Source organism: Streptomyces carminius, from assembly GCF_002794255.1.
GTDB lineage: Bacteria > Actinomycetota > Actinomycetes > Streptomycetales > Streptomycetaceae > Streptomyces > Streptomyces carminius.
This window is the reverse complement of the sequence record NZ_PGGW01000069.1, coordinates 507,012-531,575: the sequence shown is the minus strand read 5'-3', so window position 1 is coordinate 531,575 and position 24,564 is coordinate 507,012. Positions and strand designations below refer to the sequence as shown.

Below are 24,564 nucleotides of genomic sequence, written 5' to 3'. Positions count from 1 at the left end.
CGGCCCGGCGGTACGGGCAGCCGCCCGGGGGCTGGGCCAGGATCAGTCCAGGTATCCCCTCAGCTGGTCCGCGTAGGCGTGGTCGCGGAGCTTGCCGAGGGTCTTGGACTCGATCTGGCGGATGCGCTCCCGGGTGACGCCGAAGAGGCGGCCGATCTCCTCCAGGGTGCGGGGGCGGCCGTCGTCGAGGCCGTAGCGGAGCTGGACGACCTTGCGCTCGCGCTCGCCGAGGGTGGACAGAACGGCCTCCAGGTGCTGGCGCAGCAGCAGGAAGGCGGCGGACTCCACGGGGGAGGGGGCGTCGCCGTCCTCGATCAGGTCGCCGAGGTTGACGTCCTCCTCCTCGCCCACCGGGGCGTGCAGCGACACCGGTTCCTGGGCCAGCCGCAGCACCTCGCTGACCCGTTCGCCGGTCAGGCCGAGCTGGGCGGCGACCTCCTCGGGGGTGGGCTCGTAGCCGCGTTCCTGCAGGATGCGGCGCTGGACGCGGATGACCCGGTTGATCAGTTCGACGACGTGGACGGGGACACGGATGGTGCGGGCCTGGTCGGCGAGCGCCCGTGACATCGCCTGGCGTATCCACCAGGTCGCGTAGGTGGAGAACTTGTAGCCGCGGGTGTAGTCGAACTTCTCCACCGCCCTGATCAGCCCCAGGTTGCCCTCCTGGACCAGGTCGAGCATGGTCAGCCCACGTCCGACGTATCGTTTCGCCACCGAGACCACCAGCCGCAGGTTGGCCTCTATCAGCCGGCGCTTGGCGATGCGGCCCATGACCACCAGCCGGTCGAGGTCGAGGGCGAGCCGCTCGTCGAGGTCCGGGGTCCGGCCGAGCTTCTCCTCGGCGAACAGTCCCGCCTCGACGCGCCGGGCCAGTTCGACCTCCTCGGCGGCGGTGAGCAGGGGGATGCGGCCGATCTCGCGCAGATACTGGCGGAAGAGGTCGGCCGCGGGGCCGGAGCCATCGGACCGTGCCGACGGCGGGGCGAGCGGCGGCTCGGCGTCCCGGTCCGGGAGCGTCTCGGGATGACCGGGCGGGGTACCCGGCGGCCCGGCCGGTTCCACCGCGGTCGGATCCGGGAGGTCCCCGGCGGCCGGGGCGGCCGGGGATTCGCAGTCGGCGGGGGTGCCGGTGGGGGCGGCGAGGGCCGCGCCGTCCAGGGTCCGGGTCTGCACGGGGGCGGCCTCCAAGCTGATCGCTGCCGGTGGGGGGACGACACGCGAGACAAGGACGGACGGACACGGACACGACGGACGCGGCCGTACGCCGTCCGCCCCGGGGCGGGCGAGCGGCTCTTTGGGGGATGCGCGCTCCGGGACTCAGGAACCCTTCCCAGTGTGCGCCACGACACACTCCGCCCACGAGAGTCGTGCGCCCAGTTTTTGGGCCCGGCCGGCACCCGGTGTGCACGGGCCGTCACGGAGACCCACCGGAAGGGACCGGGGCGGACGGCCGGGAACGGCCGTCAGGACCACAGCGCGGCGGCGCCCCGGTCGCGCAGTGCCCGGCCGTACTGCTCCAGCGTCCACAGCTCCTGGGACACGGCGGTCTGCTTCTCGTCGCCGCTGCTCACCAGGCGTTCGAAGGTACTGCGCAGCTCGGCGATCCGGCGGTTGACCGCCTCCAGACGGACCTTGACCAGGAACTCCCCGGCGTACATCTCGTCGGGCTCGCGCGGGGTCATCAGGGGCTCGACGCTCAGCTCGGTGATCATCGACCGCATGGTGTCGTCCGGCGCGGCGGCGCGCACCCGGACCAGGTACTCGCCGTCGGCCCGCTCCACTCCCCCGGCCTTCTCGATCGCCTGGCGCACCGCCGCGTAGGGGGCGGCGGTGAACTCGTCGGCACCGTAGGCGTCGAAGAGCGGGGCGACCAGTTGCGGGAACTGCAGCGCCAGCTTGAGCAGTTCGCGCTCGGCCCGCAGCCGGGGGGTGCGCAGGTCGAGCCGGGGGCCGCCGGGCACCGGTCCGGGGGCCACGGGCACCGCGGACGCTCCGGCCGGGTGGCCGCCGCGGTACCGCGGACCGCCCTCGGGGGCGCCCCCGCGCTCGCGGAGCCGGCGGGCGAGCTGTCCCACCCGGCGTACGACGAACTCGGTGTCGAGGATGCCCAGCATCCCGGCCAGCCGTACGGCGTACTGGTGCTGGATCGAGCCGTCCTTGATCCGGGCGACGATCGGCGCGGCCTCCTCCAGCGCGGCGGCCCGGCCCTCGGCGGTGTCCAGGTTGTGCTGCCCGGTGACCGAGCGGATGGCGAACTCGAAGAGCGGGGAACGCCCTTCCACCAGCCCCCGCACCGCCTCGTCCCCCTCGGCCAGCCGCAGCTCGCACGGGTCCATGCCACCGGGGGTGATGGCGATCGAGGTGCGGGCGGCGAACTTCTGGTCGTCCTCGAAGGCGCGCAGCGCGGCCTTCTGCCCGGCCGCGTCGCCGTCGAAGGTGAAGACCACCTCCGAGCGGGAGTTGTCCATCAGCAGCCGCCGCAGGATCTTGATGTGCTCGCCGCCGAAGGCGGTGCCGCAGGTGGCGATCGCGCCGGTGATCCCGGCCAGGTGACAGGCCATCACGTCCGTGTAGCCCTCGACGACCACGGCCCGGCCGGTCTTCGCGATCTCCCGCTTGGCGAGGTCGATGCCGTACAGCACCTGGGACTTGTGGTAGATCGCCGTCTCGGGGGTGTTGAGGTACTTCGGCCCGTTGTCGTCCTCGCGGAGCCGGCGGGCGCCGAAGCCGACGACCTCGCCGGTGATGTCGCGGACGGGCCACATCAGCCGGCCGCGGAAGCGGTCGATGGGCCGGCCGTTGCGGCTCTCCTGGGCGAGGCCGGCCAGGATCAGCTCCTTGTCGCTGAAGCCCTTGCCGCGCAGGAAGCGGGTCAGGTGGTCCCAGCCGGCCGGGGCGTAGCCGACGCCGAAGTGGGCCGCGGCGCCGGAGTCGAAGCCGCGCTCGGCGAGGAAGCGGCGGCCGGTCTCGGCCTCGGGCGAGTCGAGCCGCTCGGTGTAGAAGGCGGCGGCGGCCTTGTGCGCCTGGACCAGCCGGATGCGCTCGCCCTGCTGGCGGCCGGGCGCGTAGCCGCCCTCCTCGTAGCGCAGGGTGATCCCGGCCTGGGAGGCGAGCCGCTCGACGGCCTCGGAGAAGGAGAGGTGGTCCACCTTCATCACGAAGTCGAGGGTGTCGCCGCCGGCCTGGCAGCCGAAGCAGTGGTAGAGCCCCTTGCTCGGGCTGACGTGGAAGGACGGGGACTTCTCGTCGTGGAAGGGGCACAGGCCCTTGAGGTTGCCGCCGCCCGCCGGGCGGAGCTGGAGGTACTCCGCGACGACGGCGTCGATCGGGACCGCGTCCCGTACCGCCTTCACGTCCTCGTCGTTGATCCGTCCCGCCACGGCAGAAGTCTACGGCCGGCCCCCGACACCTCCGGCACCCCGGGCCGCCGGCGGCCGCCGCCGTTCCTTGCCGGGAGGTTCCCGGTCCGTTTCCCGCCCGGCCCCCCGGCCGTCACCCCACCGGAGAACGGCACGGCGGGAGCGAGCAGGATGTTCACCAGGGACCCGGGAAGGCGGAACCGGATGCGCGTGCTGACATGGAACCTGTGGTGGCGGTTCGGCCCGTGGGAGGAACGGCGCAAGGCCGTCCTCACCGTGCTGCGCGAGCTGCGGCCCGACGTCGTCGGCCTGCAGGAGGTGTGGGAGCACGGCGGGGGGAACCGCACGGAGAACCTCGCCCGGTGGCTCGCCGACGAGCTCGGCCTGCACTGCGCCTGGGGCCCCTCCGACTCCCCCGGGCGCTGGCAGCGCCGGCTGGGCGACCCGTCCGTCGGCATCGGCAACGCGGTGCTCAGCCGGTGGCCGGTCCTGGAGAGCGAGGTGCTGCGGCTGCCCGCGCCCGAGGAACTGGACGACGGCCGGCTGGCCCTGTACGCGCGGCTGGACCTGCCCGGGCACCCGGTGCCGTTCTTCACCACCCATCTGGCCTCGGCCGCGCACGCCTCGGCGGTCCGGTGCGGGCAGGTGACGGCCCTGGCCCGGTTCGTCGCGCTCCACCGCGGCGGCACCGACTTCCCGCCGGTGGTCACCGGGGACTTCAACGCCCGGCCGGAATCCGACGAGATCCGGCTGCTCGGCGGCTCCCTGACCGCTCCCGCCGTCCCCGGCCAGGTGCTCCTCGACGCCTGGGAGCACGCCGACCCGCGGGCGCCCTCGGCCACCCGGGACGCGGCGAACCCCCATGTCGCGGCGGCCTTCCGGCCCAGTGCCCGGGTGGACTACATCCGGGTCGGCCCGCCCGGCCCCGGCGGGCTCGGCCGTGTCCGCTCCGTACGGCGCGCGGGCGACCGCCCGGTGGACGGCGTCTGGCCCTCCGACCACGCGGCGGTCCTGGCGGACCTGGCGGACCTGGCGGACACTCCCTCCGGCTGAGCCGGGCCCGGCGCCGGGGCGTCCGCGTGTCCGGCAATGCCCTGGACGCCCGGTGCCGGGCGCGGGAAGGATCGTCACCATGACTCAGCAGCCCGCACCGCAGCCCGTGAACCTGACCGAGGCGCTGGCCTCCTTCGACGACGTGTACAGTCCGCGGATCGTCACCCGCGTGAACGACTACGACGTACGGATCGCCCATGTGCGGGGCGAGCACATCTGGCACGTCCACGAGGACACCGACGAGTTCCCCTGCGCCCTCGGCGGCCCCGGCGCCCGTTTCGACATCGCCCTGCGCGACGCCGAGGGCAACGAGTCCACCGTCGTACTGCACAAGGGCGACACGTTCACGGTGCCCCGGGGCACCGAGCACCGGCCGTCCTCGCCGGGCGGGTCGATCATGATGTTCGAGCCGTCGGGCACGGCCACGACCGGGGACCGCTACGACGGGGACGTTCCCGCCCACGTGGACAGCACCACCGGTCACGCGCTGGGCTGATCCGCGCCGCGTGCCGCCGTCCGGCCCGCGGGCCGGACGGCGGCACGTTCAGTCGTCCTCCGGCATCGGGGCCGGCCCGGCGTTCCGCATCCGCCCGGGCGTCCAGTACTCCCCGGTGGCGGCGGGGCCGCGGTCCGCCGGGGCACCGGTCGTGGTGCCGGAGCGGGGCGGACCGGGCGGGCGGCGGCCGGTGCCGGCCGCCGCCCGCCGGACGAGCCCGGCGGCCAAGGCGGCGGCGACGGCCAGGGCGGCACCCGACGCCAGCACGGTTCTGCGGACCGTGGCGGTTCTCACCCCGGCACCTCCCGAAGTCCTGGACCTGCCCGGCCGCCGGCGGCGGTCAGGTCCTGCTGCCCTGGGCGTCGAACATCGCCTTGATGTTGTCGTCGAAGTACGGGCTGCGGTTCCAGCCCGCGTCGTTGACCGTGCTCATCACGCCGTTGGCGTATCCCAGGCCGCTGCTGTCGCTGTACTCGCGCAGCCACGGGCCGCCGCTCGACCCGCCGCCGAAGTCACACTTTATCTGGATGCGGCCGTCCAGGATGCCGACGCGCTCCGTGGTGCCGGAACACCACCACTGGACCTGGCCGCTGTCGCGGTCCACGGGGTAGCCCCAGACGGTGACGGCCTGCGCCCGGTCGTAGTTCCAGCTGAGTCCGTGGCCGCCGGTGGCGTCGACGAGCTTGTCGCCGCCGCTGGGCCAGGTGGTCACCATGGCCGCGTCCCAGGCGAAGCTGCTGTCGTTGACCCAGCCGTTGAACGAGCGGTACTCCTTGGCGGCGAAGCTGCCGAACGGGGCGGACCCGTCGCGGTACCGGGGGACGTAGGTCCAGTTCTCCATCCACTGGCCCGCCGTGCTGCCGTTGCCGCCGGTGTTGACGCAGTGGCCCGCGGTGAGAACCATCTGCTTCGACGGGCTGTTGAGGGCGCTGCCCGAGCAGACGTAGTCCCGGCCGTCGACCGGGTTGGTGAAGAACACCTTCCCGACGGCCGGGGTCTCGTCCAGCAGCACCGCGGCGTCGTCACCCCGTTCCACGGCGGGCGGCGCGGGCGGGGTGGAGCCGGCGGGGCCGGAGGTGTCCGCGGGCCGCCCGGCGGGGGCGGGCTCCGCGGTGCCGGGTAAGTCCGCCGCGGGTTCGTCGGCGGGTACGGCCTTCGCCATCCGCTCGGGGGTCCAGTACTCCGCGATCCGCTCGGCGGCGGGCGCGGAGTCGGCGGTGGTGCCGTCCGAGAGTCCGGGAACGGATCTGACCGTGGCCGACGGGCCCGCGCCCGGCGCTCTCTCGGCGGTGGTCTCCGCCGCGGCCGGCCCGTTCAGTCCGAGGACCAGCAGAGCGGCGGCGAGCGGGGGCAGCAGAAGACGTCGTATTCGACGCATGCGGTGTTTCCCTTCGAGTGGCGGAAAACCGGAAGCGAGATGCCAAGGAAATTTCCCTAATGCGAATTCTCGCTGTGGACGCCGACAATCTACAGAGATCGGAGCCGGGTGGGCAGGGCGCCTACCGGCCATCAAATTCTCACTTCCACCAGCTCGTTTCGGTACTCGTTCCTGCGATTTCGGCCTGCGGCGCAGCTGGGCGACGGTCATGGCACGGTACTTTTTCAGCCCGCGTAAGAATATGCCTACGCGAATACTCGACCCCGGAACCGTCGACGCTCGCCGACTCCCGTCGGCTCCCGTTGAATTCCGTGGGTCTCCGTGGGTCTCCGTCGGTTTCCGTGGGTTCTTCCGGCCTTCCCGCCCTCGCCCCGCCTCCGTCAACCGATGGCGGCGGTGGTGCCGCGGGGCCCGGTCAGGCGGGCGTGGAGCCGGCGGGCCGAGGCGTCGGTCAGGGCGGCGATCTGGTCGACGATCACCCGCAGCCGTGCGGCGTCGGTGCCGGCGGCCGCGTACAGCGTGCGGAACTGGGGGTCCAGCCCGTCGGGTGCGCGGGCCGTCAGCGCCTCGGCCAGCTCGGTCAGGACGGCGCGCTGCTCACCGCGCAGCCGTTCCTGGTCGGGGCGCTGCATCACATACCGGTCGGCGACGGCCTTGAGCACGTCGCACTCCAGCCGTGTCCCGCGCGGTACCACCAGGGCGGCGGCGTAGCGGGTCAGCCGGCCGGAGCCGTACGCGACCCGGGTGGCGCCCTCGGCGGCCAGGCAGAAGCGGCCGATGAGCTGGCTGGTGGCGTCCTTCAGCCGGGCCTGGGCGAGGGCCGTCCCGTCGTAGCCGTGCGGCCACCACTCCTGGTCCAGCAGCCGGTCCAGCGCCTCCGCGAGTTCGGCCTCCGCGGTGCCGGGCGGCGCGTAGCGGCGGGCGGCGAGGGAGAGGACCTCGCGGCGTTCGGACTCGGCGAGCAGCAGGTTGGGGTCCAGATGCCCGGCGTGCAGACCGTCCTCGACGTCGTGGACGGAGTAGGCGACGTCGTCGGCCCAGTCCATGACCTGCGCCTCGAAGCACCGCCGGTGCCCGGGGGCGCCGGCGCGGAACCAGGTGAAGACCGGCAGGTCGTCCTCGTACACGCCGAACTTTCCCGAGCCCGGGTCGGTGGGGTGGCCGCCGCGCGGCCAGGGGTACTTGGTGGCGGCGTCCAGCGCCGCGCGGGTGAGGTTGAGGCCGACGCTGACCAGCCGTTCGCCGCCGTCCGGCCCGGTCCCCGTCACGAACCGCTTCGGCTCCAGCCGGGACAGCAGCCGCAGCGACTGGGCGTTGCCCTCGAAGCCGCCGCAGGGCGCGGCGATACCGTCCAGCACCCGCTCGCCGTGGTGACCGAAGGGCGGGTGGCCCAGGTCGTGGGCGAGGCAGGCGGCCTCCACCAGATCCGGGTCGCAGCCGAGGGCGGCGCCCAGCTCCCGGCCGACCTGGGCGCACTCCAGGGAGTGGGTCAGCCTGGTGCGGGGGGTGGCGTCCCACTCCTGCCCCGCGCCGCCGGACCGGTCGGGGGCGACGACCTGGGTCTTGCCCGCGAGCCGCCGCAGTGCCGCGGAGTGCAGCACCCGGGCCCGGTCGCGCTGGAAGGCGGTACGGCCGGGCCGCTTGTCGGGCTCGGGCACCCAGCGCTCCAGCGCCGCCTCGTCGTAGGAGGCCGTGCGGGGGGCGGTGCCGGCAGGGGGGTGCGGGTGGGCAGGGGCGTGGTGGGTGTCGGGATGAGCGGCGTCCTCCATGCCGTACGGATCGCCATGCCTGCCGTGCATACACCGACGGTATCGGCCACGGCCGACAGTCGCGCCGGGGCCGCCCTCCGGCCGCCGTGCCTAACGCGCCGGGCCGCCCGCCGGCACCGGCACCGGGCGTCCGGCCCGGAGGCGGCGGGCCGGGGCGCGGAAACGGGCCCGGGCCTCGTCGTAGCGGTGCAGCACCAGGCGGGCCAGGGCCGGGTGCGCGCCCAGCGGACCGGCCGCGGGCAGCTCCGGCACGGCCCGCGCGCACCGGGTGGCGAAATGGCCGGGAGCGGCGAAGTACGAGGCCAGCGCGGGCCGCCGGCAGCCGGCCCGGCGCAGGGCGGCCACCGCCTCGGGAACGGTCGGCGCCGCGGCCGAGGCGTAGGCCGGAAGCACCGGCACACCGCCGAGCCGGGCCGAGAGCAGGGCGGCCGTCCGCCCGGCGTCCCGGGCCGACTCCGGATCGCGGGAGCCGGCGGCGGCCAGCACCACGCCGTCCGGTGCCCCGCCTTCGGGGACGGCCTCGGCGAGCCGTGCGGCCAGGGCCTCGGCGAGCAGGGGGTGCGGCCCCAGCGGGGCGGCGGTCCGGATCTCCAGGTGCGCGGCGGCGGCCGCGGCCCGGGGGATGTCGTGCTTGACGTGGTAACCGCGGCCGAACAGCAGCGGGACCAGCACCGCGGGACCGGCCGGCAGCGCGTCCAGGGTGTCCGGCAACAGCGGCTCGTTCAGCTCGATGTGCCCCGGCACCACCCGCAGCCCGGGCCGCAGCGACCGCACCAGCTCCAGCAGCGCGGTGATCGCGGGCAGCGCCTCCGGGTCGCGGGAGCCGTGGGCGACCGCCACCAGGGCGGGCGCGGGCCGGACGGACGGCGCGGCGTACGGCACGGAGGGCGGCGGGTGGAGACTCATGCTCCCAGTCTCAAGGCGCGCGATTGCCCCGCGGTTGCGCCCCTGTGACATCCGGTTGCCTGCGGCTCACCGCTCGCCGGCGGCCGCACTGAGGCCGGTGTCCCCGCCCCGTAACCCGCCCGGGCGCGGAACGTAACACGTGCGACGCACGCTGAGCGGTATGAGCGCGACGACTGCCCCGCCCACCGGGCCGGCCCCCGGCACCCCCTCGGCCGTCGGCGTCCCCGTCGACACCCACTGCCCGTACTGCGCCCTGCAGTGCGGCATGAGCCTGCGGCCCGGCACGTCCGCCGGGGCACAGGCCGCAGACGCCGGGGCGTCCGTGGAGGTGGTGGAGCGCACCGCGTTCGACGTGAACCGGGGCGCGCTGTGCGGCAAGGGACGTACCGCGCCCGCGCTGCTGTCCTCCGGGGTGCGCCTGACCGGTCCGCTCGTCCGCCGCCACCCCGGCGGGGGGCTGGAGCCTGCCTCCTGGGAGGAGGCGCTGGACCGGGTCGCCGCGGGCCTGTCGGGGGTGCGGACCGCCCACGGGCCGGACGCCGTCGGGGTGTTCGGCGGGGGCGGGCTGACGAACGAGAAGGCGTACCTGCTGGGCAAGTTCGCCCGGCTGGTGCTGGGCACCTCGCAGATCGACTACAACGGCCGGTTCTGCATGTCCTCGGCCGCCGCCGCCCACAACCGGGCGTTCGGCCTGGACCGGGGGCTGCCGTTCCCGCTGGCGGACGTCGCCCGCACCGGCTGTGTGATCCTGGTCGGCTCCAACCCCGCCGAGACCATGCCGCCCGCCCTGCGCTACTTCACCGAGCTGCGCGAGCGGGGCGGAAAGCTGGTCGTGATCGACCCCCGGCGCACCCGCACCGCCGAGCACGCCGACCTGCATCTGGCCCCGCGTCCGGGCACCGACCTGGCCCTCGCCCTGGGCATGCTGCACCTGGTGGTCGCCGAGGGCCGGGTGGACGAGGAGTTCGTGGCGGCGCGCACCACCGGCTGGCCCGCGGCCCGCGCCGCGGCGATGGCGCACTGGCCCGAGCTGGTGGAGCGGATCACCGGGGTGCCGGTGCCCGCGCTGCGCGAGGCGGTCGCGATGTTCTGCGACGCGGGGTCCTCGATGGTGCTCACCGCGCGCGGTCCCGAGCAGCAGTCCAAGGGCACCGACACCGTCGGCGCCTGGATCAACCTGTGCCTGGCCACCGGCCGGGCGGGCCGCCCGCTGTCCGGATACGGCTGTCTGACCGGACAGGGCAACGGCCAGGGCGGGCGCGAGCACGGCCAGAAGGCCGACCAGCTGCCCGGCTACCGCAGGCTGGACGACCCCGCGGCACGCGAGCACGTGGCACGGGTGTGGGGCGTGGAGCCCGAGGTGCTGCCGGGGCCGGGGCGCAGCGCGTACGAGCTGCTGGACGCGCTCGGCACCGACGGCGGCCCGCGCGCGCTGCTGCTGTCCGGCTCCAACCCGGTGGTCTCCGCGCCGCACGCCGCCCACGTCGAGGAGCGGATCGCCTCGCTGGACTTCCTCGCGGTCTGCGACGTGGTGCTCTCGGAGACCGCGGAGCTGGCCGACGTGGTGCTGCCGGTGGCCCAGTGGGCGGAGGAGACGGGCACCGTCACCAGTCTGGAGGGCCGGGTGCTGCTGCGCCGCAGGGCCGTGGCCGCCCCGCCCGGGGTGCGCACCGATCTGGAGGTGCTGAACGCGCTCGCCGCCCGGCTGGGCTGGGAGAAGGGCTTCCCCACCGATCCGGAGGAGGTCTTCGACGAGTTGCGGCGGGCCTCGGCCGGGGGCCCGGCGGACTACTCGGGCATCACCTACCGGCGCATCGCCGAGGAGGACGGCGTCTTCTGGCCCTGCCCGGAGGCTCCCGCCGGCGAGGGGACGGACGTCCCCGGCCCCGTCCCCGCCCCCGGTCCCGTCCCGCATCCCGGGACCCCGCGGCTGTTCCTGGACCGCTTCGCCACCCCCGACGGCCGGGCCCGCTTCGTGCCCGTCACCCACCGCCCCTCCGCCGAGGAGCCGGACGCCGGGCATCCGCTGCTGCTGACCACCGGCCGGGTGCTGGCCCAGTACCAGTCGGGCGCCCAGACCCGGCGGGTGGCGGAACTGAACGACGCCGCCCCCGGTCCGTTCGTCCAGTTGCATCCCCGGCTGGCCGAGCGGATCGGGGTCGCCGAGGGGGAACCGGTCGCGGTGGTGTCACGGCGCGGCCGGGCGGTGGCCCCGGCCCGGATCACCCCGGGCATCCGCCCGGACACGGTGTTCATGCCGTTCCACTGGCCGGGGGCGGGCCGTGCCAACACCCTGACCAATCCGGCCCTGGACCCGACCTCGCGCATGCCGGAGTTCAAGGTCTGCGCCGTCCGCGTGGAACGCGCGGACGGCGATGGGTAGCACGGAAGGTAGCACCGGCTGGGCACACCGGAGTAGCATCGAGGGTATGAAACTCAGTGTGAGCCTCCCCCAGGAGGACATCAGCTTCCTCGACGCCTACGCGGCCAGGACGGAGAGCGGATCGCGGTCGGCCGTGATACACGCCGCGATCGAGTTGCTGCGCGCGGCGGAGCTCGAACGGGACTACACAGCCGCCTGGCAGGAGTGGGACGAGGACGAGGACGCCGGGCTGTGGGACGGGACCACCGCCGATGGGCTCGGCGATGCGGCGCGGTGACGTCTACCTCATCGACCTGGCTCCGGCGCGCGGCAGCGAGGCGAACAAGGCCCGGCCGGCCGTCATCGTCTCCAACGACGCCGCCAACCGGTCGGTGGACCGGATGGGGCGCGGGGTGCTCACCGTCGTCCCGGTGACTTCCAGCACTGCCCGCGTCTATCCGTTCCAGGTACTCCTCAAGGCCGCCGACTGCGGTCTGCGCAACGACTCCAAGGCCCAGTGCGAACAGGTGCGGTCCGTGGCCGTGGAGCGGCTGCTGCACCGGATCGGCTCACTGCCGCCGCGCGTCCTCGCCGAGGTCGACACCGCGCTGCGCCGCCACCTGGCGCTGTGAGCGCTCAGGCCCCCGCGGCGCCGTCCGTCTCCGCCGCCACCCAGGCCAGGTAGTCCGCGCCGCCGCGGACCACGGGGGTGGCGATGATCTCCGGTGTGTCGTAGTCGTGCGCGGCGCGCAGGTACGCCTCCAGGGCGCCGTAGCGGGCCGCCGTCGTCTTCAGCAGCACCTGCCACTCCCGGTCGGCGCGCACCTCGCCCTCCCACCGGTACACCGAGGTGACCGGGCCGGTCACCTGCGCGCACGCCGCGAGCCGGGCCGCCACCGCGCCGCGCGCCAGCGCCTCGGCCTTCTCGGGGCTGTCGGTGGTGGTCAGCACCGTCAGCACGCCCGTCCCGTCCGCTCCGGCCGCTCCTGCCGCGTCGGTCGTCCCTGTCATCCCCTGCCGTCCCCTGCCGTCCCGTCGTGGCCTCCGCCGGGCCCACGACCCACCGTAGCGGGAGCCGCCGGGCTCCCCGATCACTCTTGCGGGGGATCTCCCTCCCCCATTCGGGCAAGTGCGTTGACCGTGCCCTCCGGGAGGGCGTTTTCTCCCGGCATGCGGACCGCCCGCGGACCGCTCCGTGTCCCCCGTCCTCCCGGAGCCGCCACATGACCGCCACGCCCCGCCGCCCCCTCCCGGCCGAGCCACCGGCCGGCGCGCCGCCGCGCTGTCCGGCCGGCCGGTCCCCCGCCCCGCTGTACGGGCCGGGTCTGGACGGGGACAACCTGCCGGAGCTGTACGCGCGGCTGCGCGCCCGTTACGGCCCGGTCGCCCCCGTCTCGCTGGCCCCGGGCGTGTACGCCTGGCTGGTGATGGGCTACCGGGAGGTGCTCCGGCTGGCCCGCGACGAGCGGAACTTCAGTCACGACCCCCGGCTGTGGAACCTGCCGCGCGAAGGCCGGGTGCCCTCCGACTCGCCGGTGCTGGCGTTCCTCGGCTGGCGTCCGGCGCTGATGTTCGCCGACGGACGGGCGCACCGGCGGCTGCGGTCGGCGGTCGCCGACACCCTGACCGGTATCGACGGACGCGAGCTGGTCCGCATGGTGCGGAACATGGCCGGCCGGCTGGTCGACTCCTTCGGGGAGGCGCGCGAGGTCGATCTCGTACCGCGCTACGCGCACCGGCTGCCCGCCCTGGTGCTGGCCCGGCTGCTGGGCACGGACGACCGGACGGGCCGGCAGCTGGCGGAGGCGGTCACCGGCGCCGCCGCGGCCAACGCCGACTCCGGCAACGCCGCCCGCCGCATGGAGCGCGTCCTGCTGTCGCTGATCGGGCACCGGCGGCGGCGGCCGGGTCCCGACGCCGTCTCCCGGCTGCTGGCGCACCCCGCCGCCCTGACCGAGGAGGAGGTGCTGCACAACCTGATGGTGACGGCCGTGGCGGGCTACCAGCCGACGAAGAACTGGCTGGCCACCTCGGTGCGCACACTGCTGACCGATCACAGTCTGCGGTCCTCGCTGGACAGCGGGCTGCTGACCCTGGACGACGTGCTGGAGACGGTGCTGTGGCGGTCCCCGCCCACCCAGAACCTCCCGGCCCGCTACGCCACCCGCGATCTGTGCCTCGGCGGGCAGGAGGTACGGGCCGGGGACATGCTCGTCCTGGCCCTGGCCGCCGCCAACGGCGATCCCGAGGCGGTGCCCCCGCGCGACGTGCCCGCGGCCGGGAACCGCGGGCACGTGTCCTTCGGCGCGGGCCCGCACACCTGTCCGGCGCGGGAGCAGGCCCGGCTGATCGTGCGGACCGCCGTGGAGGTCCTGTGGCACCGGCGGCCGGGCATGGAGCTCGCCGTGCCGGAGGAGGACCTGGTCTGGTGGACCTCGCCGTGGACCAAGGGGCTGGCGGCGCTGCCCGTCCGCTTCACCGCGCCGCGGACCGTCGCCGTACCGGCCCCGCCGACCCTGCCGGGCCCGGCGGCGGGTGCCCGCACACCGCCTCCGCCGGTGCCCTGACCGGGCGCCGGGCCGCACCCGGGGACGCGGCCCGGGGCTCACAGCCGCCCGGCGAGCGCATTGAGGTCAGCGTTGCCCCCGGGAAACAACGGTGATGCGGACGGGAAACAGCGGCGCCGCACGCTGCCTGTATGACTTCGAGAACGCGTGTGGTGGTGATCGGCGGCGGCATGGCCGCCGCGCGGCTCGCCGGGCAGCTGTCCGCCGCGTCCGACGACATGGACGTGACGGTCGTCGGCGAGGAGCCGCACGCGCCGTACAACCGGGTGCTGCTGGCCGAGGTGCTGGCCGGGCGGTACGCGCCGGAGGTGATCGGCCTCCCGGAGCCGTCCGCCGCCCGCTGGCTGCGCGGGGTGCGGGCCGTCCGGGTGGACCGGGACGAGCGGCTGGTGCGGTGCGACGACGGCACCTCGGTGCCGTACGACACGCTGGTGCTGGCCACCGGTTCGAACCCGGTGCTGCCGCCGCTGCGCGGCCTCTTCACCGATTTCCCCGGCAGCCCCGGCGGCCCCGGCCGCTCCGGCGGCCCCGGAGTCCCCGGCGCCGCCCATGAGCTGCCCCGGGGCGTGCACCCCTTCCGCACCCTGTCCGACTGCCGGGCGCTGGCCGGCGAGGCACGGCCCGGAACCCGGGCCGTGGTGGTCGGCGGCGGGCTGCTGGGGGTCTCCGCCGCCCGCGCGCTGAACGGGCTCGGCGTCCACACCGTCCTCGCCCAGCAGGGCGAGCACCTCATGGAGCGCCACCTCGACGCCCGCGCCTCGGCCCTGCTCCGCGAGCACCTGGAGAGTCTGGGCGTGGAGGTCCACACCCAGTGCCGGGTCCGCGGTCTGGAGACCGGGCCCGACGCCTCGGGCGGGCGGGCCGTCTCCGCCGTCGTCCTCGCCGACGGCTACCGGCTGGCGGCCGAGCTGACCGTGCTGGCCTGCGGGGTACGGCCCCGCGTCGGGCTCGCCCGGGCGGCCGGACTGGAGGTGCGCAAGGGCGTCGTCGTGGACGACGAACTGCGCACCGGCGACCCCCGCGTCCATGCCATCGGCGACTGCGCCGAGCACGACGGCGTGGTCTACGGGCTGGCGGGCGCCGCCCAGGAGCAGGCCGACGCACTGGCGCGCGTCCTGCTGGCGGCCGCACCCCGTACCGCCCCGTCGGCCGCCCCGCCCTACACCGGCACCCGGGCGCTGACCCGGCTCACCCTCGCCCCGGCCGCCACCGCCGCCGGCACCGCCGCCGGGCGTCCGCTGGATCTCGCCGCGTTCGGCGAGACCGAACCGCGGCCGGAGGACGACGTCGTCCACCTCGCCGACGCCACCCGCAGCGTCTACCGGAAGGTCGTCGTCCGCGGCGACCGGCTCGTCGGCGGGATCCTCCTCGGCGATCTCGGCACCGTCGGCGCGCTCGCCCGCACCTGGGAGGGCGACGAACCGCTGCCCTCCGCCCCGCTGCTCCACCTGCTCACCAACGATGGAGGCATCTGACATGCCACGGACGACACGCCCCACGATCGTCCTCGTCGGCCACGGGATGGTCGGCCAGCGCTTCCTGGAGGAGCTCGCGAACCGGAGGGTCACCGAGCGGGCCCGGGTGGTCGTGCTGTGCGAGGAGCCCCGGCCCGCGTACGACCGCGTCCAGCTCACCTCGTACTTCTCCGGGCGGACGCCCGAGGAACTGTCCGTGGTGGAGGAGGGCTTCCTGGCGGAGCACGGCATCGAGCTGCACCTGGGCGACCCGGCGGTCGCGGTCGACCGCGCGGCGCGCACCGTGACCTCCCGCACCGGACTGGAGATCGGCTACGACACGCTGGTGCTGGCCACCGGCTCGTACCCGTTCGTGCCGCCGGTGCCGGGGAAGGACAGCACCGGCTGCTTCGTCTACCGCACGGTGGAGGACCTGCTCGCCATCGAGGAGTACGCGAGGAACAGCCGGGTGGGCACCGTCGTCGGCGGCGGACTGCTCGGTCTGGAGGCGGCCGGGGCGCTCAACGGGCTGGGCCTTGAGACCCACATCGTGGAGTTCAACCCGCGGCTGATGTCCCTCCAGGTCGACGAGGGCGGCGGCGCCGCGCTGCGCCGCACCGTCGAGGGGATGGGCCTGATCGTCCACACCGGGGTCGCCGGGCAGGAGATCACCGCCGGCGCGGACGGGGCCGTCACCGCCATGACGCTGTCGGACGGCTCGTCGGTCGAGACCGATCTGGTGGTCTTCTCGGCGGGAGTACGGCCCCGCGACCAGCTCGCCCGCGACTGCGGTCTGGAGGTCGGCGAACGCGGCGGCATCGTCGTCGACGAGCGGTGCCGCACCGCCGATGAGGCCGTCTACGCCATCGGCGAGTGCGCGCGGACCGTGGACGGCGTGGTGTACGGCCTGGTCGCGCCGGGCTACGAGATGGCCCGCGTCGGCGCCGAGGCCGTCGCCGAGGCCGTCGCCGGGGAGGCCGGGGGGACCGGTTCGGTCTTCACCGGCGCCGACACCTCCACCAAGCTCAAGCTGCTGGGCGTGGACGTGGCCTCCTTCGGTGACGCGCACGGGAACACCGAGGGCTGCCTGGACGTCGTCTACTCCGACTCCCGGGCCGGGGTCTACAAGAAGCTGGTGGTCGCCGCCGACGGCACCCTGCTGGGCGGTGTGCTGGTCGGCGACGCCGAGGCGTACGGCATGCTGCGCCCGATGACCGGCAGCGTCCCGCCGGTGGCCCCCGAGCAGCTCGTGCTGCCCGCCGGGGCCGGGGCACCGGTGGCGCTCGGGCCGTCCGCGCTGCCCGACGAGGCGGTGATCTGCAGCTGCCACAACGTCGCCAAGGGCGCCATCCGCGCGGCGGTCACCGAGCACCGGTGCACCACCGTGCCGGAGGTGAAGAAGTGCACCAAGGCCGGCACCGGCTGCGGAAGCTGTGTGAAGGTGCTCACCACGCTCGTCAACGACGAGCTGGAGGCGAGCGGCGTCACCGTCGACAAGGGCCTGTGCGGCTGCTTCGCCCACACCCGCAGCGAGCTGTACGAGATCGTCCGCACCCTGGGGCTGACCTCCTTCGCCGCGCTGCTGGACAGCCACGGCCGCGAGGAGGCGCGCGGCGGCGACGGCTGCGAGGTCTGCAAGCCGACCGTCGCCTCGATCATCGCCTCGCTCGCCCCGGCGCTGGGCGCCAGCGGCTATGTGCTGGACGGCGAGCAGGCCGCGCTGCAGGACACCAACGACCACTTCCTGGCCAATCTGCAGCGCAACGGCTCGTACTCGATCGTGCCGCGCATCCCCGGCGGGGAGATCACCCCGGAGAAGCTGATCGTGATCGGTGAGGTGGCCCGGGACTTCGGCCTCTACACCAAGATCACCGGCGGGCAGCGGATCGACCTGTTCGGCGCCCGGGTGGACCAGCTCCCGGCGATCTGGGCCCGGCTGGTGGACGCCGGCTTCGAGTCCGGCCACGCCTACGGCAAGGCGCTGCGCACGGTGAAGTCGTGCGTGGGGCAGACCTGGTGCCGCTACGGGGTGCAGGACTCGGTGCGCATGGCGATCGACCTGGAGCTGCGCTACCGGGGCCTGCGCGCCCCCCACAAGCTGAAGTCGGCGGTCTCCGGATGCCAGCGCGAGTGCGCCGAGGCGCAGAGCAAGGACTTCGGGGTGATCGCCACGGCGAACGGCTGGAACCTGTACGTGGGCGGCAACGGCGGCGCCACCCCGCGCCACGCCGACCTGCTGGCCCAGGACCTGTCCGACGCCGAGCTGATCCGGCTGATCGACCGCTTCCTGATGTTCTACATCCGCACCGCCGACCGGCTGGAGCGCACCGCGGCCTGGCTGGAGCGGATCGAGGGCGGCCTCGACCACGTCCGCGACGTCGTCGTCCACGACTCGCTGGGCCTGTGCGGGGAGCTGGAGGCGCTGATGGCCGACCACGTGGCGAACTACCGCGACGAGTGGGCCGAGACCCTGAACGACCCCGACCGGCTGCGCCGCTTCGTGTCGTTCGTCAACGCCCCGGACGCCCCCGACCCGTCGGTGCGGTTCGTCCCCGAGCGCGAGCAGGTCAAGCCCGACCTGACGATCCTGTCCGGCCCCGACATCCCCGTCCGCACTCTCGAAGGGACCGCTTCCCGATGACCACCGCGCCGACTTTCGAAGCGACCGTCACCACCCCCGAGGACCTCCTGGCCGCCGCCCCGGCCGCGGCCGCGGCTGCGGCCGGGCCGCGGGTGGAGGTGCGCACCGCCGGCGGCTGGGCCCCGGTGTGCGGCCTGTCCGACCTGCTGCCGGGGCGGGGGGTGGCGGCGCTGCTGCCCGACGGCGGGCAGCTCGCCGTGTTCCAGGACCGGGCGGGCCGGACGTACGCCGTCGGCAACCGGGACCCGTTCACCGGTGCCTACGTCCTCTCCCGGGGGCTGCTGGGCTCGGCGGGCGACCGGGCGTTCGTGGCCTCGCCGCTGCTCAAGCAGCGCTTCGACCTGGCCACGGGCCGCTGTCTGGACGACGAGTCGGTCGCGGTGCCGGTGTATCCGGTGCGGACCCGCTGAGCGGTCCGGACAGCTTCGCGCATGCCCCCGCGGGTCCCGCCGGGCCGGGGCGCCCCGGAACAGGGGGCGCCCCGGCCCCGGCCCGTGTGGGGCGGGCCGGGGCGGGACCCGCCCGGCGCACCGTCCGCCCTGCCCTGACAGCCGGCGCACCGGACGGGGGACTGGGGACAGTCCCGGCCCCGGGGTCAGCCCGTGGCGCAGTTCTGTCCGCCGAGGGTGACGGGGGTGCCCTCCTCGGCGGCGCCGCCGCCGGTCTGGAAGCCGAAGGAGATCGTTCCGCCGGCCGGGACCGTGCCGTTGTAGCTCTCGTTGGTCACGGTGACCCGGGTGCCGCTCTGCGAGAACCTCCCGTTCCAGCCGTTGGCGAGGGTGACCCCCGAGGGCAGGTCGAACTCCACCCGCCAGTCGTTCACCGACCGGTCGGTGCGCACGGTGACGGCGACGACCGAGCCGGCGTCCCAGCGGTTGGAGATCTGGAAGGTGGCGCTGCAGTCACCGGCGGGCTCGTCCGGGTCGTCCGGCTCATCGGGGTCGTCCGGGTCGCCCGGGTCGCCGCCGCCGGCCGCCACGAAGGCGTCACGCAGCGCGTCGTAGGCCGGCTTGGGCCGGTAGTTGTCGTCCCAGGGGCAGGCCGCGCCCTCGCCCTCGAAGACGTCCGGCACCCAGGAGTCGCGGTCGCTGATGCCCCAGACGGTGATGCCGGAGCAGGCGTCCACCGCCAGACAGGCGTCGGCCACCGCGCGGTAGTCCCGGGCCTGCTGCTGCAGCTTGGAGCTGTCGGCGGGCATCCGCATCCGGATGTCCAGCTCGGTGACCGCGACCTCCAGGCCCAGGTCGGCGAAGCGCTGGAGGTTCTGCCGGATCGCGGAACCGTTCACGTTGCCGACGATGAGGTGGTTCTGGAAGCCGACCCCGTCGATGGGTACGCCCTGCGCGAGCAGGTCCTGCACCAGCCGGTACAGACCGTCGCTCTTCGCGTTCTGGGTCTCGGTGTTGTAGTCGTTGATGAAGAGCTTGGCGTCCGGGTCGGCGGCGCGCGCGGCCCGGAAGGAGTCGGCGATGTAGGACGCGCCGAGCTGCTGGTAGAACTTGCTCTGCCGGAAGCTGCCGTCCTCGTTGAACGCCTCGTTCACCACGTCCCAGCGCTGGACCTCGCCGCGGTAGCGGCCGACCTGGGTGGTGACGTGGTCGGTCATGATCTCGCGCAGCTCGGTGTCGGAGAACGAGCCGTTCTCCAGCCAGTCGGGCATCTGGCTGTGCCAGACCAGGGTGTGCCCGTAGACGAGCTGGCCGTTCTGCTGGGCGAAGTCGACCAGGCGGTCGCCGCCGGCCCAGTCGTACTGGCCGCGCTGCGGTTCGACCGACTCCCACTTCATGGCGTTCTCGGCGGTGACGCTGTCGAACTCGGTGGCGGCGATGTTGCGGTAGGTGCTGTCGTTCAGCAGGCTGTCGTTGACCGCCGTGCCGATGAAGCGGCCGGTGGGGTCCGCCACCTCCCGCAGGGAGGGGTCCGCTGCCTGGGCGGTCGCGGCGAACCCGAAGGTCACGGCCGCCATGGCGGTGGAGGCGGCTACAAGCGTCCTGGCTAAACGACGTACCGTTCTTTCACGGTGTGGCCTCATTGGGGGTGTCCCTCTCTCGACGCCCCGGAGCACTTTCCGGAAGACTGTTGGAAGGTTTCGAGGGTGCGCCGGGAACGGTAGAGCCGATGAGAACGCCCGTCAACGGTGTGCGCACGCGGAGGAGACGGCATGGGAGACGGCATGGCAGACGGCACAGCCGCTGCGAGCGGAGGGGTGGCGGAACAACGCGTCGCCCCCAAGGTGGAGCAGAAGGTGACGATCACCGCGATCGCCCAGGAGGCAGGGGTCTCTGTCCCCACGGTCTCGCGGGTGGTCAACGGCCGCTCCGACGTGGCGCCGGCGACCCGGGCCCGGGTCGAGGAGCTGCTGCGGCAGTACGGCTACCGCCGCCGCACGTCTTCCTCCGGGGACCGGCCCGCCCTGGTCGACCTCGTCTTCAACGACCTCGACAGCCCCTGGGCGGTGGAGATCATCCGCGGGGTGGAGGAGACCACCCACGAGGTGGGCTTCGGCACGGTGGTCTCGGCGATCCACGACCGCGCGGGCTCGGCCCGGCAGTGGATGCGCAATCTGCGGGCCCGCGCCTCGGGCGGGGTGATCCTGGTCACCTCGGTCCTGGAGCCGGTCCTGCACGAGGAGCTGCACCGGCTGGGCGTGCCGCTGGTGGTGGTGGACCCGGCCGGCTCGCCCGCCCTGGACGCGCCGACCGTCGGGGCCACCAACTGGGCCGGCGGCATGGCGGCCACCGAGCACCTGCTCGGGCTGGGCCACCGCCGCATCGGCTTCATCGCCGGACCGCCCCGGCTGATGTGCAGCCGAGCCCGGCTGGACGGCTACCGCGCCGCCCTGGAGGCGGCGGGGGTGCCGGTGGACGACCGGCTCATGGTGCCCGGCGACTTCTACCACGAGTCCGGTTTCACCGGCTGCAACAAACTGATGGACCTGGACGAGCCGCCCACCGCCCTGTTCGCCTCCAGCGATCAGATGGCACTGGGTGCCATCGAGGCGGTGCGGCGGCGCGGGCTGCGGGTGCCGGAGGACATCAGCGTGGTCGGCTTCGACGACCTTCCGGAGGTACGCTGGCTGGCCCCCCCGCTCACCACGGTACGCCAACCGCTGGTGGAAATGGGCAAGGTGGCGGCCCGCACCGTGCTGCGCCAGGCCCGGGGGGAGGAGCTGGACTCACCGCGGGTGGAGCTGGCGACGGAGCTGGTCGTACGGGCCAGCACCGCCGAACTGCGCGCCTGAGTCGGCTTCGGATGGGACACCACCAGGTCACAGCCTTATTACGCCCCCGAGTCCTGGGCCCGCTTTTTCGTCTTACCCGTTGACACGGGCTTCACGCATCCGTACGTTCCCAACACCACTACCGATAATTTTCGGAGTCCTTCCGGAAGGTATGCGATGCGAACAGCAGTGCAGGGCTCGGCCACGGCGGGCAGCAAGGGATTCCGGCGGCACCGCGCCGCCACACTGACGGCGACCGCGCTGGCCGCCTCACTGGTCCTCACCGCCTGCGGCAGCGGCGGGCCCGGCGACGAGGACGGGAAGGCCGGCGGCGAACTGGAGGTCTGGGTCTACCAGGACGCCTCCACCAAGGTGCAGGAAGCCGCCGTCAAGCGCTTCAACGAGAAGTCCGACATCAAGGCCAAGCTCGTCCCGGTGCCCGGCGAGAGCTACCAGGACAAGATGCGCAGCGCGATGGGCACGCCCAACGCGCCCGACATCTTCTTCAACTGGGGCGGCGGCAGCATCAGCAACTTCGTCGAAGAGGACATGCTGGTCGACCTGACCCCCGTGCTGGAGAAGGACACCGCCTTCAAGGAGTCGTTCATCCCGGCGATCCTCGACGAGGGCAAGGTCAACGACAAGTACTACGGCGTCCCGATGCGCGGTATGCAGCCGGTGATGCTCTTCTACAACAAGGACGTCTTCGAGAAGGCCGACGCCCAGCCCCCGAAGACCTGGGACGACGTGCTGAAGCTCGTCGACACCTTCAAGGAGGAGGGTGTCACCCCCTTCGCCCTGGCCGGCACCGACGCCTGGACCGAGCTGATGTGGGTCGAGTACCTGCTGGACCGCATCGGCGGCGCCGAGGTCTTCAACAAGATCCGCAGCGGCGACTCCGAGGCCTGGGGCGACCCGGCCGTCCTGAAGACCGCCGAGACCATCCGCGACCTGGTGGACCGCGGCGCGTTCGGCAAGAACTTCCAGTCGGTCAACTACACCTCCGACGGCGCCCCCACGCTCTTCGCCAAGGGCAAGGCCGCCATGCACCTGATGGGCAGCTGGGAGTACTCCAACCAGCAGTCCAACCAGCCGGAGTTCGCCGAGAACGGGCTGGGCTGGACCACCTTCCCGCCGCTGCCCGACGGCAAGGGCGACCCCAAGAACGTGGTGGGCAACCCCACCAACTACTGGTCGGTCAACTCCAAGCTGAAGGATGAGCAGCGCGAGGCGGCCATCGAGTTCGTCAAGACCGCCGCCGACGAGGCCTACGTCACGGACCTGGTGGAGAACGCCGAGGTGCCCGCCACCTCCGACGCCCAGGACAAGCTCGCCAAGCACCCGGCTCCCGAGTTCGCCGGCGACGTGTACGACCTGGCCCTCAACGCCCCGTCCTACACCCTCTCCTGGGACCAGGCGCTGCCCGCCCAGCAGGCCACGCCGATGCTGACCAACATCCAGAAGCTGTTCAACAAGCAGCTCAGCCCCGAAGAGTTCGTCGAAGCCATGAAGGCTGTGAAGTGAAGCAAGCAGCGACCTCGTCGCCGCGTGTGGGCCGCCCGGGCATTGCCTGGGCGGTCCCCGGCGTGTTGTTCTTCGTCCTGTTCGCCGTCGGCCCCATGCTGCTGGTCGTCTACCTGTCCTTCACCAACTGGGACGGACTGGGCAGCTTCCCCTCGGTCAGCGGCACCGGTAACTGGGAACGGCTCTGGAACGACCCCACCATGCGGCAGGCCATCAACCTGAGCCTCGTCCTCACCGCCGCCAGCTGGCTGATCCAGACTCCCATCGCCCTGCTGCTGGGAGTGTGGTCCGCGGGCCGCCAGAAGAACCGCGCCGTCCTCAGCGCGATCTTCTTCCTGCCCCTGCTGGCCTCCTCGGTGGCCCTCGCCCTGCTGTGGAAGTCGCTGCTGGACCCGAACTTCGGTCTGATCGCCGACATCGGCCCGTGGATCGGCCTGGAGCACGGCAACGTGCTCGGTGACGGAACGACCGCCATGGCCGCGGTCGCCTTCGTCGCCTCCTGGCAGTTCATCCCGTTCCACACCCTGCTCTACCAGGGTGGCGCCCGGCAGATCCCCAAGTCCTTCTACGAGGCCGCCTCCATCGACGGGGCGAGCGGCATCCGGCAGTTCTTCTCCATCACGCTGCCGCAGCTGCGGAACACCATCATCACCTCCTCGGTGCTGATGGTCGTCGGCGCGCTGACCTTCTTCGACACCGTCCTCATCCTGACCGAGGGCGGCCCGGGCACGGACACCACGATCGTGCCCTACCTGATGTACGAGACCGGCTTCCAGGCGTACGACATGGGTTACGCGAGCGCCATCGCCACCACCCTCGTGGTCGTCGCCACGGCCGTCTCCCTGGTGATGGTCCGGGTCTCCGGCTTCACCGCCATGCGCAGCACCCGGGAGGGGATGTGAAGACCGCCACGCGGCCGGAGAACCGGTCCTCCCGGAACGCCCCGGAGAAAACGCGGGCCCAGCAGGTCCGCAACGACCACGGCCTGCGCGGCAGGCTCCGTGCCGCCCGCAAGTGGAACGTCCCCGCGGGCGTCGCCTCCCTCATCTGGCTGGTCATCGTCGGCCTGCCGATGTACGTGCTGGTCCTCAGCACCCTGCGGAGCCGCCAGTCCTACTTCGACAGCGGCGCGCTCTCCTGGCCCGACAGCCTGACGCTGGAGAACTACCGCAAGGTGCTGGAGGGTGACTTCGTCACCTATCTGGTCAACACCGCGGTCGTCACGGCCGCCACCGCGGCGATCGTCATCGTGCTCTCGGTGGGTGTCGGCTACACCGTCGTGCGGACCCTCAGCGGGACCTCGCAGCGGATCTTCCAGCTCTTCCTGCTGGGTCTGGCCATCCCCGCCCAGGCGGTGATCATCCCCATCTACCTGCTGATCACCGAGATGCAGCTGTACGACAGCCTGCTGGCGATCATCCTGCCGGTCTCGGCGTTCTGCCTGCCCGTCTGCGTGCTGATCCTGGCGGGCACCATGCGGGACATCGAGGAGGAGATGTACGAGTCGATGGCCCTGGAGGGGGCGAGCCAGACCCGCATCCTCCTCCAGCTCGTGGTACCGCTCTCCCGGGGCGGTATCTCCACGGTCGGCGTCTACGCGGCGCTGCAGGCCTGGAACAACTTCCTCTTCCCGCTGATCCTCACGCAGTCGCGCGAGAGCCGGGTGCTCACCGTCGGCCTCTACGACTTCCAGGGACAGTTCCGGGCGGACATCCCGGCCATGCTCGCCGCGGTCGTGATGTCGATCGTGCCGATCTTCATCGTGTACCTCGTCGCGCGCCGTCAGCTCATCAACGGCCTCATGGGCGCCGGCGGACGCTGAACCGCGCGGGGAC

21 protein-coding genes are annotated in these 24,564 nt (G+C 73.4%); 13 read left to right on the top strand and 8 right to left on the bottom strand.

What is annotated here, in order from left to right; genetic code table 11:
* Nucleotides 1-42: 42 nt before the first annotated feature.
* Both CUT44_RS29290 and dnaG read right to left on the bottom strand, forming a co-directional pair.
* The gene (locus CUT44_RS29290; RefSeq protein ID WP_408646810.1) at nt 43-1,173 is read right to left on the bottom strand and encodes an RNA polymerase sigma factor; all 1,131 of its coding nucleotides are present in this window, start codon (nt 1,171-1,173) and stop codon (nt 43-45) included.
* Between the two features lie 290 nt (nt 1,174-1,463).
* Nucleotides 1,464-3,380 (bottom strand): DNA primase, encoded by a 1,917-nt coding sequence (gene dnaG / locus CUT44_RS29285; protein ID WP_100204955.1) that lies wholly within the window; start codon nt 3,378-3,380, stop codon nt 1,464-1,466.
* A 183-nt stretch (nt 3,381-3,563) separates the two neighbouring features.
* On the opposite strand from dnaG, the gene CUT44_RS29280 reads away from it, so the two are divergent.
* Together CUT44_RS29280 and CUT44_RS29275 are read left to right on the top strand one after the other, a co-directional pair.
* Nucleotides 3,564-4,412, top strand: a complete 849-nt coding sequence (locus tag CUT44_RS29280) for an endonuclease/exonuclease/phosphatase family protein (protein WP_100205279.1) — start codon at nt 3,564-3,566, stop codon at nt 4,410-4,412.
* A gap of 79 nt (nt 4,413-4,491) precedes the next feature.
* On the top strand, nt 4,492-4,908 hold the full coding sequence (locus tag CUT44_RS29275) for a cupin domain-containing protein (RefSeq protein WP_100204954.1): 417 nt from the start codon (nt 4,492-4,494) through the stop codon (nt 4,906-4,908).
* A 48-nt stretch (nt 4,909-4,956) separates the two neighbouring features.
* On the opposite strand, the gene CUT44_RS33670 is transcribed toward CUT44_RS29275, so the two are convergent.
* The 4 genes from CUT44_RS33670 to CUT44_RS29255 form a co-directional block, all read right to left on the bottom strand.
* Nucleotides 4,957-5,202: a hypothetical protein gene (locus tag CUT44_RS33670; RefSeq protein ID WP_100204953.1), complete on the bottom strand. Its 246-nt coding sequence runs from the start codon at nt 5,200-5,202 to the stop codon at nt 4,957-4,959.
* A gap of 46 nt (nt 5,203-5,248) precedes the next feature.
* A complete protein-coding gene (locus tag CUT44_RS29265) occupies nt 5,249-6,286 on the bottom strand; it encodes a trypsin-like serine peptidase (protein ID WP_100204952.1) in 1,038 nt (345 codons plus the stop codon).
* Nucleotides 6,287-6,666: 380 nt separating this feature from the next.
* A complete protein-coding gene (locus CUT44_RS29260; RefSeq protein WP_233221747.1) occupies nt 6,667-8,085 on the bottom strand; it encodes a deoxyguanosinetriphosphate triphosphohydrolase in 1,419 nt (472 codons plus the stop codon).
* Nucleotides 8,086-8,145: 60 nt separating this feature from the next.
* Nucleotides 8,146-8,961, bottom strand: coding sequence for a sirohydrochlorin chelatase (locus CUT44_RS29255; protein ID WP_233221746.1), 816 nt, complete (start codon nt 8,959-8,961; stop codon nt 8,146-8,148).
* A 160-nt stretch (nt 8,962-9,121) separates the two neighbouring features.
* On the opposite strand from CUT44_RS29255, the gene CUT44_RS29250 reads away from it, so the two are divergent.
* From CUT44_RS29250 to CUT44_RS29240, 3 genes are read left to right on the top strand one after another with little or no spacing between them, the layout of a single operon-like run.
* On the top strand, nt 9,122-11,344 hold the full coding sequence (locus tag CUT44_RS29250; RefSeq protein WP_100204949.1) for a molybdopterin oxidoreductase family protein: 2,223 nt from the start codon (nt 9,122-9,124) through the stop codon (nt 11,342-11,344).
* Nucleotides 11,345-11,390: 46 nt separating this feature from the next.
* Nucleotides 11,391-11,621 (top strand): ribbon-helix-helix domain-containing protein, encoded by a 231-nt coding sequence (locus CUT44_RS29245; protein WP_100204948.1) that lies wholly within the window; start codon nt 11,391-11,393, stop codon nt 11,619-11,621.
* Nucleotides 11,596-11,955 (top strand): type II toxin-antitoxin system PemK/MazF family toxin, encoded by a 360-nt coding sequence (locus CUT44_RS29240; protein WP_269846232.1) that lies wholly within the window; start codon nt 11,596-11,598, stop codon nt 11,953-11,955. The genes CUT44_RS29245 and CUT44_RS29240 overlap by 26 nt, the downstream gene beginning before the upstream one ends.
* A gap of 4 nt (nt 11,956-11,959) precedes the next feature.
* On the opposite strand, the gene cutA is transcribed toward CUT44_RS29240, so the two are convergent.
* Nucleotides 11,960-12,334 (bottom strand): divalent-cation tolerance protein CutA, encoded by a 375-nt coding sequence (gene cutA, locus CUT44_RS29235; protein ID WP_100204947.1) that lies wholly within the window; start codon nt 12,332-12,334, stop codon nt 11,960-11,962.
* 212 nt (nt 12,335-12,546) lie between these two features.
* On the opposite strand from cutA, the gene CUT44_RS29230 reads away from it, so the two are divergent.
* From CUT44_RS29230 to nirD, 4 genes are all read left to right on the top strand, one after another.
* Nucleotides 12,547-13,890 carry a cytochrome P450 gene (locus CUT44_RS29230; protein WP_233221745.1) on the top strand — a complete coding sequence of 448 codons (1,344 nt, stop codon included), beginning with the start codon at nt 12,547-12,549 and terminating at the stop codon, nt 13,888-13,890.
* A 131-nt stretch (nt 13,891-14,021) separates the two neighbouring features.
* Nucleotides 14,022-15,365 carry an NAD(P)/FAD-dependent oxidoreductase gene (locus tag CUT44_RS29225; protein ID WP_100204946.1) on the top strand — a complete coding sequence of 448 codons (1,344 nt, stop codon included), beginning with the start codon at nt 14,022-14,024 and terminating at the stop codon, nt 15,363-15,365.
* Nucleotide 15,366: 1 nt separating this feature from the next.
* A complete protein-coding gene (gene nirB / locus CUT44_RS29220; RefSeq protein ID WP_233221744.1) occupies nt 15,367-17,985 on the top strand; it encodes a nitrite reductase large subunit NirB in 2,619 nt (872 codons plus the stop codon).
* Complete coding sequence (gene nirD / locus CUT44_RS29215; protein WP_100204944.1) at nt 17,982-18,395, top strand: nitrite reductase small subunit NirD; 414 nt, start codon at nt 17,982-17,984, stop codon at nt 18,393-18,395. Before nirB ends, nirD begins: the two co-directional genes overlap by 4 nt.
* 185 nt (nt 18,396-18,580) lie before the next feature.
* Here the strand turns inward: nirD and CUT44_RS29210 are convergent, their stop codons facing one another.
* Nucleotides 18,581-19,951, bottom strand: coding sequence for an endo-1,4-beta-xylanase (locus CUT44_RS29210; RefSeq protein ID WP_233221743.1), 1,371 nt, complete (start codon nt 19,949-19,951; stop codon nt 18,581-18,583).
* A gap of 207 nt (nt 19,952-20,158) precedes the next feature.
* Between CUT44_RS29210 and CUT44_RS29205 the strand changes: the two genes are divergently transcribed.
* The 4 genes from CUT44_RS29205 to CUT44_RS29190 all read left to right on the top strand — a co-directional run bounded on the left by CUT44_RS29205 (nt 20,159) and on the right by CUT44_RS29190 (nt 24,551).
* The gene (locus CUT44_RS29205; RefSeq protein ID WP_100205276.1) at nt 20,159-21,226 is read left to right on the top strand and encodes a LacI family DNA-binding transcriptional regulator; all 1,068 of its coding nucleotides are present in this window, start codon (nt 20,159-20,161) and stop codon (nt 21,224-21,226) included.
* 156 nt (nt 21,227-21,382) lie between these two features.
* Nucleotides 21,383-22,729: an ABC transporter substrate-binding protein gene (locus CUT44_RS29200; protein ID WP_100204942.1), complete on the top strand. Its 1,347-nt coding sequence runs from the start codon at nt 21,383-21,385 to the stop codon at nt 22,727-22,729.
* A complete protein-coding gene (locus CUT44_RS29195; RefSeq protein ID WP_233221742.1) occupies nt 22,726-23,631 on the top strand; it encodes a carbohydrate ABC transporter permease in 906 nt (301 codons plus the stop codon). Before CUT44_RS29200 ends, CUT44_RS29195 begins: the two co-directional genes overlap by 4 nt.
* Nucleotides 23,628-24,551 carry a carbohydrate ABC transporter permease gene (locus CUT44_RS29190; protein ID WP_408646809.1) on the top strand — a complete coding sequence of 308 codons (924 nt, stop codon included), beginning with the start codon at nt 23,628-23,630 and terminating at the stop codon, nt 24,549-24,551. Before CUT44_RS29195 ends, CUT44_RS29190 begins: the two co-directional genes overlap by 4 nt.
* The last annotated feature ends 13 nt before the right edge of the window (nt 24,552-24,564 follow it).

Excerpts from the sequence above, each read along its gene's own strand:
- CUT44_RS29255 (WP_233221746.1), bottom strand. The coding sequence starts at position 8,961 with ATGAGTCTCCACCCGCCGCCCTCCGTGCCGTACGCCGCGCCGTCCGTC.
- CUT44_RS29230 (WP_233221745.1), top strand. The coding sequence starts at position 12,547 with ATGACCGCCACGCCCCGCCGCCCCCTCCCGGCCGAGCCACCGGCCGGC.
- CUT44_RS29245 (WP_100204948.1), top strand. The coding sequence starts at position 11,391 with ATGAAACTCAGTGTGAGCCTCCCCCAGGAGGACATCAGCTTCCTCGAC.
- CUT44_RS29200 (WP_100204942.1), top strand. The coding sequence starts at position 21,383 with ATGCGAACAGCAGTGCAGGGCTCGGCCACGGCGGGCAGCAAGGGATTC.
- CUT44_RS29240 (WP_269846232.1), top strand. The coding sequence starts at position 11,596 with ATGGGCTCGGCGATGCGGCGCGGTGACGTCTACCTCATCGACCTGGCT.
- CUT44_RS29280 (WP_100205279.1), top strand. The coding sequence starts at position 3,564 with ATGCGCGTGCTGACATGGAACCTGTGGTGGCGGTTCGGCCCGTGGGAG.
- CUT44_RS29260 (WP_233221747.1), bottom strand. The coding sequence starts at position 8,085 with ATGCACGGCAGGCATGGCGATCCGTACGGCATGGAGGACGCCGCTCAT.
- nirD (WP_100204944.1), top strand. The coding sequence starts at position 17,982 with ATGACCACCGCGCCGACTTTCGAAGCGACCGTCACCACCCCCGAGGAC.
- CUT44_RS29225 (WP_100204946.1), top strand. The coding sequence starts at position 14,022 with ATGACTTCGAGAACGCGTGTGGTGGTGATCGGCGGCGGCATGGCCGCC.
- CUT44_RS29265 (WP_100204952.1), bottom strand. The coding sequence starts at position 6,286 with ATGCGTCGAATACGACGTCTTCTGCTGCCCCCGCTCGCCGCCGCTCTG.
- CUT44_RS29275 (WP_100204954.1), top strand. The coding sequence starts at position 4,492 with ATGACTCAGCAGCCCGCACCGCAGCCCGTGAACCTGACCGAGGCGCTG.
- cutA (WP_100204947.1), bottom strand. The coding sequence starts at position 12,334 with ATGACAGGGACGACCGACGCGGCAGGAGCGGCCGGAGCGGACGGGACG.
- nirB (WP_233221744.1), top strand. The coding sequence starts at position 15,367 with ATGCCACGGACGACACGCCCCACGATCGTCCTCGTCGGCCACGGGATG.
- CUT44_RS29210 (WP_233221743.1), bottom strand. The coding sequence starts at position 19,951 with ATGGCGGCCGTGACCTTCGGGTTCGCCGCGACCGCCCAGGCAGCGGAC.
- CUT44_RS29205 (WP_100205276.1), top strand. The coding sequence starts at position 20,159 with ATGGCAGACGGCACAGCCGCTGCGAGCGGAGGGGTGGCGGAACAACGC.
- CUT44_RS29250 (WP_100204949.1), top strand. The coding sequence starts at position 9,122 with ATGAGCGCGACGACTGCCCCGCCCACCGGGCCGGCCCCCGGCACCCCC.